Source organism: Ureibacillus yapensis (assembly GCF_003515775.1).
Taxonomy (GTDB): Bacteria; Bacillota; Bacilli; order Bacillales_A; family Planococcaceae; genus Ureibacillus; species Ureibacillus yapensis.
In genome coordinates this window covers 144,304-160,604 of record NZ_QWEI01000002.1, presented here as the reverse complement: position 1 = coordinate 160,604, position 16,301 = coordinate 144,304, and the positions used below count along the sequence as shown (strand labels likewise).

Sequence of the window (16,301 nt, the reverse complement as noted above, 5' to 3'; positions counted from 1 at the left end):
TATAAGAACTTTGACAAAAAAATAGGGAGGTATGCGTATGGCAGAACTGGTTTATCAAACGATTGGCGAGCTATTGGAAGAAAGGGCTTTGAAATATCCAGAACGTGAAGCATTAGTCTATGCAGACCGTAATTTGCGCTTAACATACAAACAGTTCAATGAACATGCAGATAAGGTAGCGAAAGCATTAATGGCGATCGGTCTTGAAAAAGAGCAGCATTTTTCGGTTTGGACAACAAATGTACCGGAATGGCCGGGCTTGCAATTTGGCTCAGGCAAAATGGGGGCGCCTCTTGTTACGGTAAATACGAATTATCGTGCAAATGAGCTGGAATATTTATTAAAGCAATCTGATTCACGAGCGATTATTTTAATCGACCAATATCGAGACCATTCTTTTATTGACACAATGTATGAGTTATGTCCAGAACTGAGAGAGTGTGAACCTGGTAATCTAACAAGTGCTCGCCTGCCGCTTCTAAAAAGCGTAGTTGTGATCAGTCAAAAAAAATATCCAGGCACATTTAGCTATGAAGAGTTCTTGGCAAATGGAGCTGCTATTTCGGATGAACAGCTTGCAGAGCGCAAACAATCCCTAACATTCGATGATGTCATCAATATTCAATATACATCAGGTACGACAGGGTTCCCAAAAGGGGTTATGCTGCGTCATTCCAACCTGATTAACAATGCTATTAATATTGCAGAATGCATGAAGCTAACACATGAGGACCGCTTGTGTATTCCAGTACCGTTTTTCCACTGTTTTGGTTGTGTGATCGGTACATTAGCCATTGTTTCCGCGGGCGGGACGATGGTACCAGTTCAAGAATTCCATCCAGAAGTCGTATTACAGACAGTTGAAACAGAAAAATGTACAGCTCTACACGGTGTGCCGACAATGTTTATTTCTGAGTTGAATTTACCGAATATTAAGGAATTTGACTTATCAACGCTTCGTACAGGTGTTATGGCTGGTTCAAATTGTCCGATTGAAGTGATGAAAGGCGTTATTAACAATATGGGAATGGGGGATATCACCATTTGTTACGGCCAGACAGAATCTTCTCCGGTTCTTACTCAAACACGTACAGAAGATCCACTTGATTTAAAAGTGGAAACGGTTGGGCGAGCATTGCCAAATATTGAAGTGAAAATTATGAAACCAGGTACAACTGAAGAAGTGTCAAGAGGCGTACAAGGGGAAATTTGTGCGCGAGGCTATGTTGTGATGAAAGGATATTACAATAATCCTGAGGCAACAGCAGAAGCTATCGATAAAGAGCAATGGCTGCACACAGGGGACCTTGGCACGATGGATGAGAATGGCTACGTGCGAGTAACGGGGCGCCTGAAAGATATGATTATTCGAGGCGGGGAAAATGTCTACCCCCGTGAAATAGAGGAGTTTCTATATAAGCACCCGAAAATACTGGATGTGCAAGTAGCGGGTGTACCGGACGAAAAATACGGTGAAGAAGCAGCGGCGTGGATTATCTTGAAGGAAGGGCAATTGTCAACGGAAGAGGAAATACGCGAGTTTTGTACAGGAAAGATCTCTCATCATAAAATCCCGCGTTATATTTTCTTTGTGGACCATTATCCAATGACTGCTTCTGGAAAGATTCAAAAATTCAAGCTGCGCGAACAGTTCAATGAATTTTCCAAAACATTATAGCCGGGAGGTTTAACCATGTTTAAAAAAGTATTAATTGCCAATCGTGGTGAAATTGCACGACGGATTATTCGAACGTGCCATAAACTTGGAATACAAACAGTTGCGGTTTATTCAGAGGCAGATGCCAACAGTCTTCATGTAAAGGAAGCGACTGAAAGCTATTGTATCGGAAAACCCCCTGTCTCCCATAGTTATTTAAATATCGATGCCATTCTGGATGTTGCCAAACAATCTGACGCTGAAGCGATTCACCCAGGTTATGGACTTCTTTCTGAAAATGCTCGCTTTGCAAGGCGAATAGAAGAAGCAGGTTTAATCTTTATCGGTCCAACAGCGAATGTCATTCAAGCAATGGGAAGTAAGATTGAAGCTCGGAAAACGATGGAGCAAGCTGGCGTACCAATCGTGCAAGGCGTCAATGAACCAATTGCTGATGCAGATGAAGCAGCAACAATTGCACAAGAAATCGGTTACCCTGTCATGTTAAAAGCTTCAGCCGGCGGTGGTGGAATCGGTATGCAGCTTGTAAACAATGAAGAGGAATTGCGTAAGGCGTTTGAAGGGAATCAAAAGCGTGCACAAAGCTTTTTTGGAGATGGTACGATGTTTATCGAGAAATTTATTGCACAACCACATCATGTAGAAGTGCAAGTATTGGCGGATAAGCATGGTAATGTCATTCCTGTGTTTGAACGGGAATGTTCGATTCAACGACGTAATCAAAAAGTTGTTGAAGAAGCGCCATCGCCATTCATCACAGAAGAGACACGCCAAAAAATGCTCGATGCAGCAGTCAATGCGGCAAAGCATATTGGTTATACAAATGCCGGGACAATAGAGTTTTTAGTCGATTGTGATCAAAATTTCTATTTCTTGGAGATGAATACGCGACTGCAGGTAGAGCATCCCGTAACAGAAGAAATTACAGGCATGGATTTAGTCGAACAGCAGCTAAGAGTAGCGTATGGCGAGATACTCGCTTTTTCGAGAGAAGACATCGTAAGAAAAGGGCATGCGATCGAAGTGCGTATTTATGCGGAAAATCCTGTATCGTTTTTCCCTTCACCAGGAAAAATCACTAAACTTGAATTACCTCAAGGAGAGGGGATTCGCCATGAGGTAGCAGTTCAAAATGGCAGCGATGTAACGCCATTTTACGATCCAATGATTGGGAAGTTAATCGCTTTTGCACCAACTCGTAGGCAAGCATGCATCAAATTAGCGGATGCTCTGCGAAACTATGTAGTAGAAGGTATTGATACAAATATTCCGATGTTGCTAGAAACGGTTACACATCCACAATTTTTATTGGGTATCACAACAACAAAGTTTGTGGAGGAATACTATTTACCATCAGTAACAACAGCCGGCAAATAAGTTGAGAAGCGGCGCGGCGATTGAACTTTGGCGAGAATCTATCAATACGTGCCACCTCTCTATATTCTATTTTAAGCGGAGGGATAGTATATGACAATAGTGAAAGCTAGTATGGCAGGAACAGTGTGGAAAATTTTGGTGAATGAAGGTGAAGAAGTAGCGGCTGGTCAAGATGTGGTGATTTTGGAATCAATGAAAATGGAAATTCCGATAGCGGCGGAAGAAGGTGGAACTGTAAAGCGGGTAATCGTTGCAGAAGGGGACTTTATCAACGTTGATGACAACTTAGTTGAAATTGAATAAGGAGTGAAGGAAGGTGCAGCTGCCGAAGCAAGTTCAAATAAAAGAGGTTGGTCCGTGTGACGGGCTACAAAATGAAAAAACATTCATCAAAACGTCCGATAAGGTTGAATTTATTAATCGGTTAAGTGAAACTGGGCTGGATTATATCGAAATAACGAGCTTTGTTCATCCAAAATGGATTCCGCAATTAGCGGATGCAGCAGATGTGTTGAAAGAAATTAAACGCAAGCACAGTATAACGTACGCAGCACTTGTGCCAAATATCAGAGGACTTGAGAGAGCGATAGAAGCAGAAGTTGATGAAGTCAGTGTCTTCATGTCCGCCAGTGAAGGACATAATAAAGCAAATATCAATAAATCCGTAGCTGAAACTTTTCCTATATTAAAAGAAGTAGTGAACGAAGCCTTGGCAGCAGGAAAAACAGTACGCGGTTATATTTCGACGGTTATTGCTTGCCCATATGATGGTTACACACAACCGAAGCAAGTAGTGCGAGTGGCAGAAAAGTTATTTGAGATGGGCATTTCTGAAGTATCATTGGGCGATACGATTGGTGTAGGGGTACCGACGCAAGTCGATGCACTGTTAAGTGAAATGTTGAAATCTTTTAAGGCAGAACAATTAGCAATGCATTTCCATGATACACGCGGTACAGCATTAGCGAATGTGGTCACTAGTCTTTCGCGTGGCATTACAAAATTTGATAGTGCAGTCGGCGGGCTTGGTGGTTGTCCGTATGCCAAAGGCGCTGCAGGCAATGTGGCCACAGAGGATTTGCTGTATTTATTGCACGAAATGGGCATTGAAACAGGAATAGCACTAGAGGGAATCCAACAAACAGCTCTTTTTATAGAAGGAATTTTAGGTAGAACACTGTCATCCAAGCAATTAGCAATCGTACGCAAGGAGGAAGATTCATGCCAAACTTTGTAAATGTAGAAGTGACAGAAGGTATTGCCATTTTAGTGCTTACCAGAGCTGAATCGGCGAATGCATTATCCATTCAAATGCTTCATGAAATAAATAATGCCCTCGAAAGGATTCAATATGATCGCTCCATCCGTGTCGTGATTGTAACAGGAGATGGGGAAAAGGCATTTTGCGCAGGCGCAGATTTAAAGGAACGAAAAGGCATGAGTGAAGAAGAGGTTCGAAAAACAGTTGCTTTAATCGGTAAAACGGTTGATCATTTTGATACGCTTTCCCAGCCAGTTATTGCAGCGATTAATGGTGTAGCATTTGGCGGTGGCTTAGAGCTTGCACTCGCGTGTGATATTCGAATGGCAAGCAATACAGCTAAGATTGGTTTGACCGAAACTGCACTTGGCATTATTCCAGGAGCTGGGGGAACACAGCGGCTTCCACGCTTAATTGGTGCGGGCAAAGCGAAAGAGCTCATTTATACTGCACGCCGTCTAACAGCGGATGAAGCATATGCATATGGAATTGTTGAACATGTCGTACCCTCCCAACAACTAATAGTAGAGGCTAAACGACTGGCAACTGAGATGGCAAACAATGCACCGCTGTCATTAATCCAAGCAAAGAAAGCCATTAATCAAGGGATGCAAACAGATATTGCAACAGCTTTGCAAATTGAATCACTAGCCTATAATCACTTATTAAATACAGAAGACAGACTAGAGGGGCTACGGGCATTTCAAGAGAAACGCCAGCCAATTTATAGCGGAAAATAAAGGGGGATGGGAGAAATGGCGGATATTTCAACAGAAAGCAAACATCAAGAATATAAAGAAATGATTTCAAAAGGGGGCCATGAAAAATATCATACTAAAAATAAAGAACAAGGAAAATTATTTGTTCGCGATCGACTTAAGCTATTGTTCGATGAAGGTTTACAGGTAGAGGATGGAGCGTTTGCCAATATACTTGCAGGCGACCTACCTGCAGATGGTGTCGTAACCGGTATTGGGAAAATCCACGGTCGAACGGTATGTGTGATGGCAAATGATTCAACAATCAAAGCTGGTTCATGGGGAGCACGGACAGTTGAAAAGATAATCCGAATTCAAGAAACGGCCGAAAAACTAGGCGTTCCGTTATTATATTTAGTAGACTCTGCGGGTGCTCGCATTACAGATCAAATTGAAATGTTTCCCGGCCGTCGTGGGGCAGGACGTATTTTCTACAATCAAGTAAAATTGTCAGGGCGTATTCCTCAGATTTGTTTATTGTTTGGCCCATCAGCGGCAGGTGGAGCGTATATTCCGGCATTCTGCGATGTTGTTGTCATGGTTGAAGGCAACGCTTCGATGTACTTGGGCTCACCACGTATGGCTGAAATGGTTATCGGTGAAAAGGTTGATCTTGAAACGATGGGCGGCGCGAAAATGCATTGTTCGGTTTCAGGGTGTGGTGATGTATTAGCAAGAACAGAAGAAGAAGCCATCACTTATGCGCGTCAGTATATTAGCTATTTCCCAGATAACTTTAAAAATAAGCCGAAAATGGAAGCGCCGAAACTACCGGCTCCTTCCGAGAAATCCATTGAAGATATTATACCAAGTAATCAAAATGCAGCTTTTAATATGTATGATTTAATCGATCGAATTATTGATGAGGACTCATTCAGTGAGGTGAAAAGGTTATTTGCTGCTGAAATCATAACGGGTTTTGCTCGCATAAATGGACAATCGGTAGGAATCATTGCAAATCAACCGCGAGTTAAAGGTGGTGTATTATTCCACGATTCTGCTGACAAAGCAGCGAAATTCATTAGTTTATGTGATGCTTTCCATATCCCGTTAATATTCCTGGCAGATGTACCCGGTTTTATGATCGGTACACAAGTAGAAAGACTTGGAATTATTCGCCATGGCGCAAAGATGATTTTTGCAATGAGTGAGGCAACTGTTCCGAAGATTTCGGTAATCGTTCGCAAGGCATACGGGGCAGGGTTATACGCCATGGCTGGTCCAGCATTTGAGCCAGATGTATGCATTGCATTGACAGGTGCGCAGATAGCCGTAATGGGACCGGAAGCAGCAGTAAATGCAGTATATGCCAATAAGATTGCAGCTCTACCGAAAGAGGAGCAAGCAACATTTATTGAAGAACGGCGCAATGAATACCGCAAAGAAATCGATGTCCACCGCTTAGCTTCAGAACTCATTATCGATGATGTCATTGAACCGAATGAACTGCGTGCTGCACTAGAAAACCGATTAGATGCCTATAAGTCGAAAGAGCTTATATTTACCGAGCGTAAACATGGTGTAAGACCTGTTTAAAGTTAAATCCCCCGCAAATAAAGTGAAGCGGGGGATTTAACTTTTAGAAACACCTTATCAAAATATCAGTTTCCAAGTAACTGATTTTATTTTCTAATTTCTGTTAGTAAAAAAGGGTGAAATTTTAAGAGTAAAATTGAAAGTGAAAAATGAGAAGCCTATAGACATTGAAAGATCAATGTCTATAGGCTTCTCTAATTAATGGTCTCGACAGGGTTCGAACCTGCGACCCCCACCTTGTCGAACAAATAACAATTAAATTGTTATTTCTAACTAAAAGAATTTCACTTCACTTAAACAAGAGCTTTGGTAAACTTTAATAAGTTTGTCAATTTCATATTTTATTTGAAAATTAATAAAATTTATTATATGATAAAATTGTAAAATTTTGCTATCGAAAGCAGGAGAATTATGAAAAAAGAGATGTTATTAACAACTGGATTATTAATGGGAATGGCTTTACCAGTAAACGGAACAGTATATGCTGAAGAAAATACAGGGCCTATACCTTCAGAAACTACAATTACAGAATCGAACAGCACCAAAACAAATGTTGATAACACAGAGGAAGCTACTAAAACAGAAGAAAAACCAGTTCTTACTCCATTACCTATACCAAAGCCAATGGAAACTACTGTTATCAATGATGGTAAACTTTATAAAGGCAGAACTCTATTGCCATTACGTGCAATCTCAGAAGGTCTAGGATTAGATGTTAAATGGAATCAAAAGAAGAAACAAGTCACTATAACAGATGGTTATATTTATGTAGTTATGACACAAGACTCCAATAAGATACAGATTGATGACAGGACAGTTACTATTGATGTGCCGGTTAAGATTTTCAAAGGAAAGACTTATGTCCCTATAGCTGCGGCTGTGCCAAATAATAATAATGCACATGTTAGTTGGAATAACCATACTAAAGTTGCTACAATTACTCTTGGCAACAAGGAAGTTATCGTAAGTACTGGAAAAAATAAAGTAGAGAATAAATTGCCAGAAGTAAATGAACTAACACATACACGAATTTCTACTCTTTTAAAAAAAGCGACTGATATTAGCATCATATCATTTATCAACCAAAAACAAGATTACTTTAGACCATACTTCACTCAAAAATTCATGAGCCTAGTTGTAAGTCAAGAAGGTTTACCTCATGATAAAGATGGAAAAATTGCTACAGCTTTCATGTACGTTAGCGATTACACTAAAGAAGAGTTTAACGTTGAAGGCAAGAAAACAATCGTTGTAACTCAAGTAATACCTAACTGGAATGGTACAAAAGTAAATATGCAGAAGAGAGTGAGAATTGTAAAAGATAATGGTGTATGGAAAGTTGACTATGTTGAATATCCTAGAACAGAACAAAACCTCTAATATATTAATTGATTAATCGGCGTTTAAGATTGAGTAAAATTGTGATTTAATTAAAAATCTATCGGACTGCTATTGTTGTAGCAGTCCTTTCTTGTAATTATTTTCATCATTAAAGAAAAATTACAGCTATATAACGCAAAGATATGGATGGGGAGGAGTACCCGATTCGAGAAATAGGCGTTAAACTAGATGCTTTTGTGGTATGGAACAACACAACGAAAGTAGCTTCTGTACTCACTGTAGGCAATGATCCAAAACATATATGAATGAAACTAGACTCAAATATAAAGTAGATGACGGAAAATTCAGATGGATGTATCTGTATCTATAGAAGATCGAAAAACTTATTTACCATTAAAATATAATGATGAAGCGCTAGGGTGTAGAGTAAACTGAGAAAAAAGCAAGTAATTGGATAAATTATATGCTAATTGGGCCATTAGAATATACGCTCAGCCACTCTTATAAAGATAGACTTGAAGAAGCCATTGCTACAACATTAAACTTATCAACTATACCACAAAAAAGAGCACACTTAAGACAATAATTTACGGATGAAATGATTAATAGAATCATTCAAAATAAAGGATTAAATTTGAATGGTTATTATCTAAGTTCAGAAAACGAAGACCACTTTTCACATATTATTATCCAAGCCAATCTCGTATGAAAATTGTAATGAGAGGGTCTACTGATTATCATGAAAATCAAGCTATAAAAACTAGTAGGATTATAAAGGAAGATGGTGGAAAATGGTTAGTAGATTTTATTAAAGAAGATTATTGGCTAATGCGTCCTTAATCTTTAACTAAATCCGGGTTCACACTATATATAAACAACGCAGAAGCTGCAATACTTGAGAAAGAGCATTAATCGTTGGTGGTAAACTTCTAAAAGGAAGAACTTATGGTCCAATTCGAGCAATTGGTGAAGAACTTGATGCTCAAATTAAATGGAAAAACAAAACTAAAGTTGCTACCTTAATTAAAGATGACCACACGATAACAATGCAGGCCGGTTCAAAGGTTGTAACGGTAAATGGTATTAAAATTCTAATGGATGCATCTGTTCACTTAGAAGATGGAAGAATTTACTTACCAATGAGGTATGTTAGTGAAGCTTTAGGTGAGCTAATCAGATGGGATAAAGGTAGACAATATGCTGTTTTAGGTGATGAATATAGAGAGCATTTGTTTATTTATGTTCAGCCAATCTTCTTTAGAGATGCAATTGAGATCCTTGACAAAGAAATAAGCAATTCTGGCAATGATTATACGGAAATGACCGATGCTAGTTATTTAGATTACTCTTATCCTAGTCAAAAAAGCATGACTATAACAAGTACTAAAGTAGTATGGGAAGAAGATGTGTACCTCACACAAGAAGCTTCATTAGTTAAGAAGAATGGTAAGTGGGTAGTAACTTCTATTAATGAATCTACAGAATTGTATCGCCCTTAAGTTGTAATGAAATTCGTATTTATGGCGGGCTTGTCCTGACTCCTACTTTAAGTGGGAGTCTTTTCTTATTTAAGGCATTGTTAGTGATTGTTTTCAAAATGGATTGTTTAGCACAATTTAGTTGAAGGTGAATATTATGATGTGATGAGAATAAGAAAGGGGAAAGTAATGGTTAATTTCTATCATTGTCCTATGTGTGGAAGTGTTTCGTATAATTACCCCAATTTCGGACAGTATCCATATCCCGGATATGTCCAAACCTCTGCACCATCACATACTTATCTTGTACAACAAGAACAACGTAATTTAGTACCGCCATCTGAGCTCGCTCAACTTGCAGGTAAACAAATCCAAACAACTGTACCAATTTTGGGTACTGTCACTGCTTGTGTAGGAAATTATGATGCCAGTCGAAATCGTGTGTCACTATCAAATATTACTAATGTTCAGACTGGTGTAAATCATGGTGCTATGGATTATCTTCCTGAAGAACTTGTTGGATATAGAGTTATTAGTGAAACATGTACAGGGGGTGCCGGCAGGCCAGATCAAGGCAGACAACCAGAGCAAACAGGGCCAGTAGCAACAACGGTAATTAGAAAAACAATCGCATCTGCACACCTTCCTCGGAGTCTAACTAGAATGCAATTATACCGTGCTTATATTGATGTAACAGTGCCTACTAGTTTTAGAGGCCGAGCACAACAAATTTTAGATACATGTATGGAAAACGCAACAAATGCTGCTAAAGCGTATATGGTAACTCCTGTAGCTACAGCTTTAGGTACATTAAATCCTGGACCAATTGTTGCTGCTCTGCCTGGAGCTGTTGCAGAAGCAGTTAGAACATTTACTACATGTGTTGGTAGTGAACCAGAGATTTACCCGTACATCTTAAACAATACAATCAAAATAACTCCTGGTTCGGGTTGGGCTTAACTAACTTAAAGCGGTTAGCATGAATGAGCTTTGTCTAACATGCGGTCATGTTTGGAAGCCCCAGTCGTCGATTTAATTCGTTTTCTACATGGTTTCGCAAAGCAATACTCATATATCGATGCTCATATAACTTGCCTCGTAGTAAAAATGAATAGATCTGGATTTTTCCTTCATCTTTTGGTTTTAAGTCAGCTTTCCCTCCAATTTTGGAAAGCTGGCCTTTTGTATTGAGCAGTTCTTTTCTCATTTTGCCGGTTGTTTTAAATATCTGAATATATCTTTGTTAATTTAATAATGCAACATAAGCGAAGTTACAAGAGGTACTGCCATCACCCGGTATTATCTCTTTTGACGATTTGATTTCAAGTGCTTACATTTTCCTCGCAATCTAGATCAGTACATTCTCTTAACTTGATAGTATGTACACTTAGCCCCTTTTATAAAACAGATAGTTATTCCTCTAAAGCCTTTATTTCTCTAGGTTTCAATTCATTTTTCAACAAAATAACAGAAAATAGGAAATAAATTGGCCATACAAACTTACAACATGAAAGTAATTGTTAGTGGTAATGTATTTGAATTCTAACGATACGAGGACACTGCATTTAGAGGATTTGAAAGAAAGTCAGCATCACGCATTTCAAATCAACAAGCATCTGTTACAGCAAGAGAAATTGATTATGAAACAGGAGAGATTATTGAAAAGAACAAAGAATATTGAGGAAGAAGTAACATTCAGGCAAGAAATAAGGTAAGACGACTAGCACTTTGTAATTTCAACAATCAAAGTAAATCAATTACCCTAACATTTGAGAACTAATTAATGATTTAAAAAGGGCTAATCGGTTATTTGGTAAATTTATTGAACGTGTACGCAAAAAACATCATAAAAATTTAAAATACATTGCAGTCTCAGAGTTTCATGAAAGAAGCGGTATACATTTTCATGTACTTTGCGATTTAAAGTATTTAGGTGTTAAAAACTGTCTACAATGGGGGAGTTAACATCAAAAAAATTGACTATGTAGATAATGTTGTTGCATATATGGTCAAGCACATGACTAAAAGTAGCATATATGTACGTATTTTTTCAAAGAAAGCTTATTCATGTTCCCGAAACCTAGAAAAACCACAAGAATTATATGGTGCTCAAGCAGAGTATCTTTATCAAAAAATGCTTGAGGAAGAAAGAAAAGAGGTTTATTCGTATCAGTATGAGAACAACCAAACCTTTAAACTAGTCTATTATAAAGAATACAATTTTAATAGAAACTATAGCCGCTCAAACAAATAGCGATATTAATAAGCAAAATTAAAATAAGCTATTTTTTTCTAAAACACAATGAACGCTTAACACCTTCGACCGAAGATTAATACTGTCCTGATTGAAGGTGTTATTTATTTTATCTATTTTTATTTCTTAATTCATTTAAAAATTCTCTAGCAGACTTTTTTAGAAGCTTTTATTCTTCTATTAGTTTCACCTCATCTAATGCTTTTAAAATATGCTCCTTTCTATCGGGTTCTATATGATTGCTTTTTATAATTTGCTTATACTTGGATGCCACACTTTTTAGTAGTCATGAGGATTGATGCCAAAATGATGCCACAGAGTTAAAAATCATCAAAATCAAAAAAACGTTATACAAAATAAAAAAGCCTCAAACCCTTGATAAATAAGGATTCAAGCCTTCGATTAGAGTATGGTCTCGACAGGGTTCGAACCTGCGACCCCCACCTTGTCGAATTTATCTTTAGAAAGAAGCTAAGTTTAAATGAGTTCAAATAAGTTAAATAAGTCTGATTTAATAGGGTTTTCAGGATAGGGTAAAGCAGCTCAGTTAAATAAGTTCATTACAAAAAAATAATTCTGCGGACAAATTGCGGACAAAAGAGTAAACAGGTGGTCTGTATTACTCTTTTTTTATTTGTCTGTATTATCTGTATAAATATAAAAGATGAATTAACAGATCATTAGGTAGTATGAATTACTGTAGATAATCCTTATATCTTTCTAAATTAAGTTGTTTATCCATAAAATCTTGAATTAAAACCTTAGAATTTTAAGATACTCTATCTTTCTAAATTCGAATTTTTTTTTGGAAATTTTCCCTATATTGCTAAAGTAAAACTTATCTATTGGCTACATCAAATAATAAAACGGTTTATTTTAAAATATTATTGTTAACTAAAATGTCTGAAAATTAAAAATATAGATTGACATATCTGAGTTTTTATTAAATAATTTGAACAAGGATTCAAATTTTAACCATAGAGTTAAAAAGGTTAAATATTCATAGACAGTAAGATTATAAGGGGGGACCTAGTATGGAATTGAGTAATCGTGTTGCATTAGTTACAGGTGGAGGCTCGGGTTTAGGAGAAGCGACAGTTAAACGAATTGTCAATAACGGTGGTAAAGCTGTGATTTTAGATCTCCAAGAAGAGCGTAGTTTGGCGTTAGTTGAAAAAGTGGGAACGGAAAACGCTGTATTTGTGAAAACTAACGTAACGAATGATGAAGAAGTTCAAAATGCAATTAACATAGCGTTAAATCATTTTCAGAAAATAGATCTATTAATTAACTGTGCAGGAATTGCGACTCCAAATCGTGTAGTTAGTCGGAAAGGCGCTCAAAATCTCTCTGAATTTACAAAAGTAATCGAAGTTAACTTAATAGGTACTTTTAATGTAATTCGTTTGGCAGCAGAAGCGATGTTTTCCAATGAACCTAATGAAAATGGAGAACGCGGTGTAATCATTAATACAGCTTCTGTTGCTGCATTTGATGGTCAAATTGGCCAAGCAGCCTATAGCGCATCAAAGGGTGGAATTGTAGCGATGACACTACCAATTGCTCGTGAATTTGCAAATCAAGGTATCCGGGTCAATACGATTGCACCAGGTTTAATGAAAACACCATTAGTTGGAACGTTACCAGACGAAGCAATCGCATTATTAGAATCTCAAGTACCGTTCCCATCCCGACTAGGTAAACCTGAAGAGTATGCTCAATTAGTTACTAGTTTAATTGAAAATCCTTATATCAATGGCGAAACAATTCGTTTAGATGGTGCCATTCGAATGCAACCTAAATAATTTAAATAGTTGGAGGGAATGTAAAAAATGGAATTGATTAGCTATATACTTAATGACGGTGTTGCCGTTGTGACAATCGATAACCCACCAATGAATGTTTTAAACAATAAAGTGGCATGTGAATTAGATGCTGTATTTAGAGAATTAAATACGAATTCAGAGGTCAACGTCATTCTTTTAAAAGGTGCAGGCGAAAAAGCATTTATGGCAGGCGCAGATATAAAAGAGTTTCCAAACCTTATATCTCAAACACGGGATGAAATTAAAGAATGGAATGAGAAAACTAACTCGACGATCACATATATTGCGAATTGTTCTAAACCAACTATTGCTTTATTAAATGGGTATACGTTCGGTGCTGGTTGTGAACTTGCGTTAGCTTGTGACATACGTATTGCGGAAGTACGTGTACTAATTGCTTTACCAGAAGTTAAATTAGGCTTATTCCCAGGAGGCGGAGGAACGCAACGTCTTCCTCGACTAATAGGAACTGGAAAGGCAAAGGAACTTATGTTTATGGGTGAACCAATTACGGCCGACGAAGCTTACCGTATTGGATTAGTAAATCAAGTTGCTTCAAATGGCTGGGGGTTAGAGGTAGCTTTGAAAATGGCACAAAAAATTGCTAGCTATTCAATAGAGGCCTTAAGACGGATCAAGCAAAGTGTAAACGAGGGTGTCGATTTATCTTTGGAAGAAGGATTAGAATTAGAATCTAATCTATTTGCAGATATTTTTGCAACAGAGGATGTAAAAGAAGGAATTAATGCATTTATCGAAAAACGTAAACCTGTCTTTATAAATAAATAAGACATTAGGGGTAGGGGGCTTTACATGATTGCTTTAGCAACGAAAAATGAACATGAAATATATCGAAAATCCCTTCGAAAGTTTCTAGGAAAAGAAGCGGCACCATATTTTCTAGACTGGGAGAAAGAACAGCAAATACCCAAAAGTTTTTGGAAGAAGCTTGGTGAACAAGGTTATTTGTGTCCATGGGTAGATGAAAAATATGGTGGAGTAAATGCAGATTTTATGTATTCTGTCATTTTTCAAGAAGAAATGGAACGAATTGGTACCGGTATGTGTGGAATTGGCCTGCATAGTGATATTGTCGTTCCTTACATTTATGATTTCGGATCAGAACAGCAAAAAGAACGTTGGATTCCAGGCTGTGTAAGTGGTCAATATATAACGGCAATTGCTATGACAGAACCAGGATCCGGATCAGATTTAGCAAATATCCGAACAACTGCAATTAAAGAAGGTAACGAATATATCATCAATGGTGAAAAAACCTTTATTACAAATGGCTATTCAGCTGATTTAATTGTTGTTGCGTGTAAAACTGATCAAAATATTGAACCAGCCCATAAAGGGATTAGTTTATTTGTGGTCGAATCTGGAACACTTGGATTGACAAAGGGAAGTAAATTAGAAAAGGTTGGTCAACACGCAAATGATACTTGTGAGCTTGTATTTGAGGATGTCCGCGTGTCAGCTGACAACTTGTTAGGTGAAGAAAATAAAGGTTTTTACTATTTAATGCAAAAGTTACAACAGGAAAGAATCGTTCTAGCCATCTCAGCGATTAAGTCATGTGAAATGATGTTAGAGATGACGATGGACTATGTGAAAAAACGTACGGCATTTGGTCAACCAATTTCTTCATTCCAAAATACTCAATTTAAGTTAGCGGAAATGGCTTCAGAAATATCAATTGGCCGAAATTATGTTGATAATTTAGTCATCAAACATATGAATAACGAAGATATTGTCACCGAAGTTTCGATGGCGAAATGGTGGATTAGTAATTTAGCGAAACGCGTATCTGTCGAGTGTATGCAATTACATGGTGGCTATGGCTACTCCGAGGAATATGAAATTGCTAGAAGATTTAGAGATTCTGCGGTTTTATCGATTTACGCAGGAACAAACGAGATTATGAAAAATATAATCGCGAAAAGAATCGGGCTATAGACGAGTAGATTCAACGATTCCTAATTTTTATATGATAGGTGGTGCATTCATTGAGTAAGTCAGTTTTACTGGATATTGAGGATAAAATGGCAATCATTACGTTAAATGAACCTTCTTCATTAAATGCATTATCTGAAAAATTAGTAAAAGATTTTACGGAAGCTCTTGAACAGATTAAGTACAATCCAAAAATTCGTGTTGTCTTACTGAAAGGGAATGGTAGAGTGTTTTCTACTGGGGGTAATATAAAAGACTTTCCAGAAGAAGCACATCAGGCTACGGTAGGTCGTGAATATATGGATTCATATGCGAACCTAATTCGTGAGCTTGCGCAATTAGAATTACCAACCATTGCTGCTGTTCATGGCTATTCGTATGGAGCTGGTTTTAGCATCGCATTAGCCTGTGATTTTATAGTTGCTTCAGCAAGCGCTTCTTTCTCTATGGTGTTTAATAAGGTTGGGTTGGTTCCAGATTTAGCAGCACTTTACCACTTACCAAGAATTGTTGGAATGGCTCGGGCAAAAGAGATTGTTTACTCTGCTAGGGCAATCAGTGCTCAAGAAGCAAAGGAATATGGAATGGTTTTCGAAATTGTATCTGAAGAAGAGCTACATTCTAAAGCCCTTGAGTTAGCCGAATCATTTACTACCAAGGCTACACGATCCATCGGTTTAACGAAATACTTGCTAAATCAGAGTTTTGAACTGCCATTACCACAATTTTTACAACAAGAACGTTTGGTTCAAGCTGTTGCATTTTCATCAGATGATTTTGCAGAAGGATCCACAGCTTTTCTTGAAAAGAGAAAGCCTAATTTCCAAGGTAAATAA

The 16,301-nt window shown here is 37.7% G+C and carries 15 protein-coding genes; 14 read left to right on the top strand and 1 reads right to left on the bottom strand.

Annotated elements, in window-relative coordinates; translation table 11 throughout:
- Nucleotides 1-37: 37 nt before the first annotated feature.
- The 9 genes from D1B33_RS05480 (at nt 38) to D1B33_RS05440 (ending at nt 10,389) form a co-directional block, all read left to right on the top strand.
- Nucleotides 38-1,678 (top strand): AMP-binding protein, encoded by a 1,641-nt coding sequence (locus D1B33_RS05480; RefSeq protein WP_199677361.1) that lies wholly within the window; start codon nt 38-40, stop codon nt 1,676-1,678.
- 15 nt (nt 1,679-1,693) lie between these two features.
- Nucleotides 1,694-3,055: an acetyl-CoA carboxylase biotin carboxylase subunit gene (locus D1B33_RS05475; RefSeq protein WP_118875371.1), complete on the top strand. Its 1,362-nt coding sequence runs from the start codon at nt 1,694-1,696 to the stop codon at nt 3,053-3,055.
- Between the two features lie 90 nt (nt 3,056-3,145).
- Entirely contained in the window at nt 3,146-3,358 is a 213-nt protein-coding gene (locus tag D1B33_RS05470) for an acetyl-CoA carboxylase biotin carboxyl carrier protein subunit (RefSeq protein ID WP_118875370.1), read from the top strand.
- A gap of 13 nt (nt 3,359-3,371) precedes the next feature.
- Nucleotides 3,372-4,292, top strand: a complete 921-nt coding sequence (locus tag D1B33_RS05465) for a hydroxymethylglutaryl-CoA lyase (RefSeq protein WP_118875369.1) — start codon at nt 3,372-3,374, stop codon at nt 4,290-4,292.
- A complete protein-coding gene (locus D1B33_RS05460) occupies nt 4,277-5,056 on the top strand; it encodes an enoyl-CoA hydratase (protein WP_118875368.1) in 780 nt (259 codons plus the stop codon). Before D1B33_RS05465 ends, D1B33_RS05460 begins: the two co-directional genes overlap by 16 nt.
- Nucleotides 5,057-5,071: 15 nt before the next feature.
- Entirely contained in the window at nt 5,072-6,610 is a 1,539-nt protein-coding gene (locus D1B33_RS05455; protein ID WP_118875367.1) for an acyl-CoA carboxylase subunit beta, read from the top strand.
- 411 nt (nt 6,611-7,021) lie between these two features.
- On the top strand, nt 7,022-7,990 hold the full coding sequence (locus tag D1B33_RS05450) for a copper amine oxidase N-terminal domain-containing protein (RefSeq protein ID WP_118875366.1): 969 nt from the start codon (nt 7,022-7,024) through the stop codon (nt 7,988-7,990).
- Between the two features lie 872 nt (nt 7,991-8,862).
- Nucleotides 8,863-9,450, top strand: a complete 588-nt coding sequence (locus tag D1B33_RS05445; protein ID WP_118875365.1) for a copper amine oxidase N-terminal domain-containing protein — start codon at nt 8,863-8,865, stop codon at nt 9,448-9,450.
- 168 nt (nt 9,451-9,618) lie between these two features.
- Nucleotides 9,619-10,389, top strand: coding sequence for a hypothetical protein (locus D1B33_RS05440; RefSeq protein WP_118875364.1), 771 nt, complete (start codon nt 9,619-9,621; stop codon nt 10,387-10,389).
- 34 nt (nt 10,390-10,423) lie between these two features.
- Here D1B33_RS05440 and D1B33_RS18945 read toward each other — a convergent pair whose 3' ends face one another.
- A complete protein-coding gene (locus D1B33_RS18945; RefSeq protein WP_118875363.1) occupies nt 10,424-10,636 on the bottom strand; it encodes a hypothetical protein in 213 nt (70 codons plus the stop codon).
- 572 nt (nt 10,637-11,208) lie between these two features.
- Between D1B33_RS18945 and D1B33_RS18940 the strand changes: the two genes are divergently transcribed.
- The 5 genes from D1B33_RS18940 (at nt 11,209) to D1B33_RS05405 (ending at nt 16,301) form a co-directional block, all read left to right on the top strand.
- On the top strand, nt 11,209-11,394 hold the full coding sequence (locus tag D1B33_RS18940; protein ID WP_419095280.1) for a rolling circle replication-associated protein: 186 nt from the start codon (nt 11,209-11,211) through the stop codon (nt 11,392-11,394).
- 1,323 nt (nt 11,395-12,717) lie between these two features.
- Complete coding sequence (locus D1B33_RS05420; protein ID WP_118875360.1) at nt 12,718-13,488, top strand: 3-hydroxyacyl-CoA dehydrogenase; 771 nt, start codon at nt 12,718-12,720, stop codon at nt 13,486-13,488.
- A 27-nt stretch (nt 13,489-13,515) separates the two neighbouring features.
- Nucleotides 13,516-14,298, top strand: coding sequence for an enoyl-CoA hydratase/isomerase family protein (locus tag D1B33_RS05415; protein WP_118875359.1), 783 nt, complete (start codon nt 13,516-13,518; stop codon nt 14,296-14,298).
- A 24-nt stretch (nt 14,299-14,322) separates the two neighbouring features.
- Nucleotides 14,323-15,468, top strand: a complete 1,146-nt coding sequence (locus D1B33_RS05410; RefSeq protein ID WP_118875358.1) for an acyl-CoA dehydrogenase family protein — start codon at nt 14,323-14,325, stop codon at nt 15,466-15,468.
- A gap of 50 nt (nt 15,469-15,518) precedes the next feature.
- Entirely contained in the window at nt 15,519-16,301 is a 783-nt protein-coding gene (locus tag D1B33_RS05405) for an enoyl-CoA hydratase/isomerase family protein (protein WP_118875357.1), read from the top strand.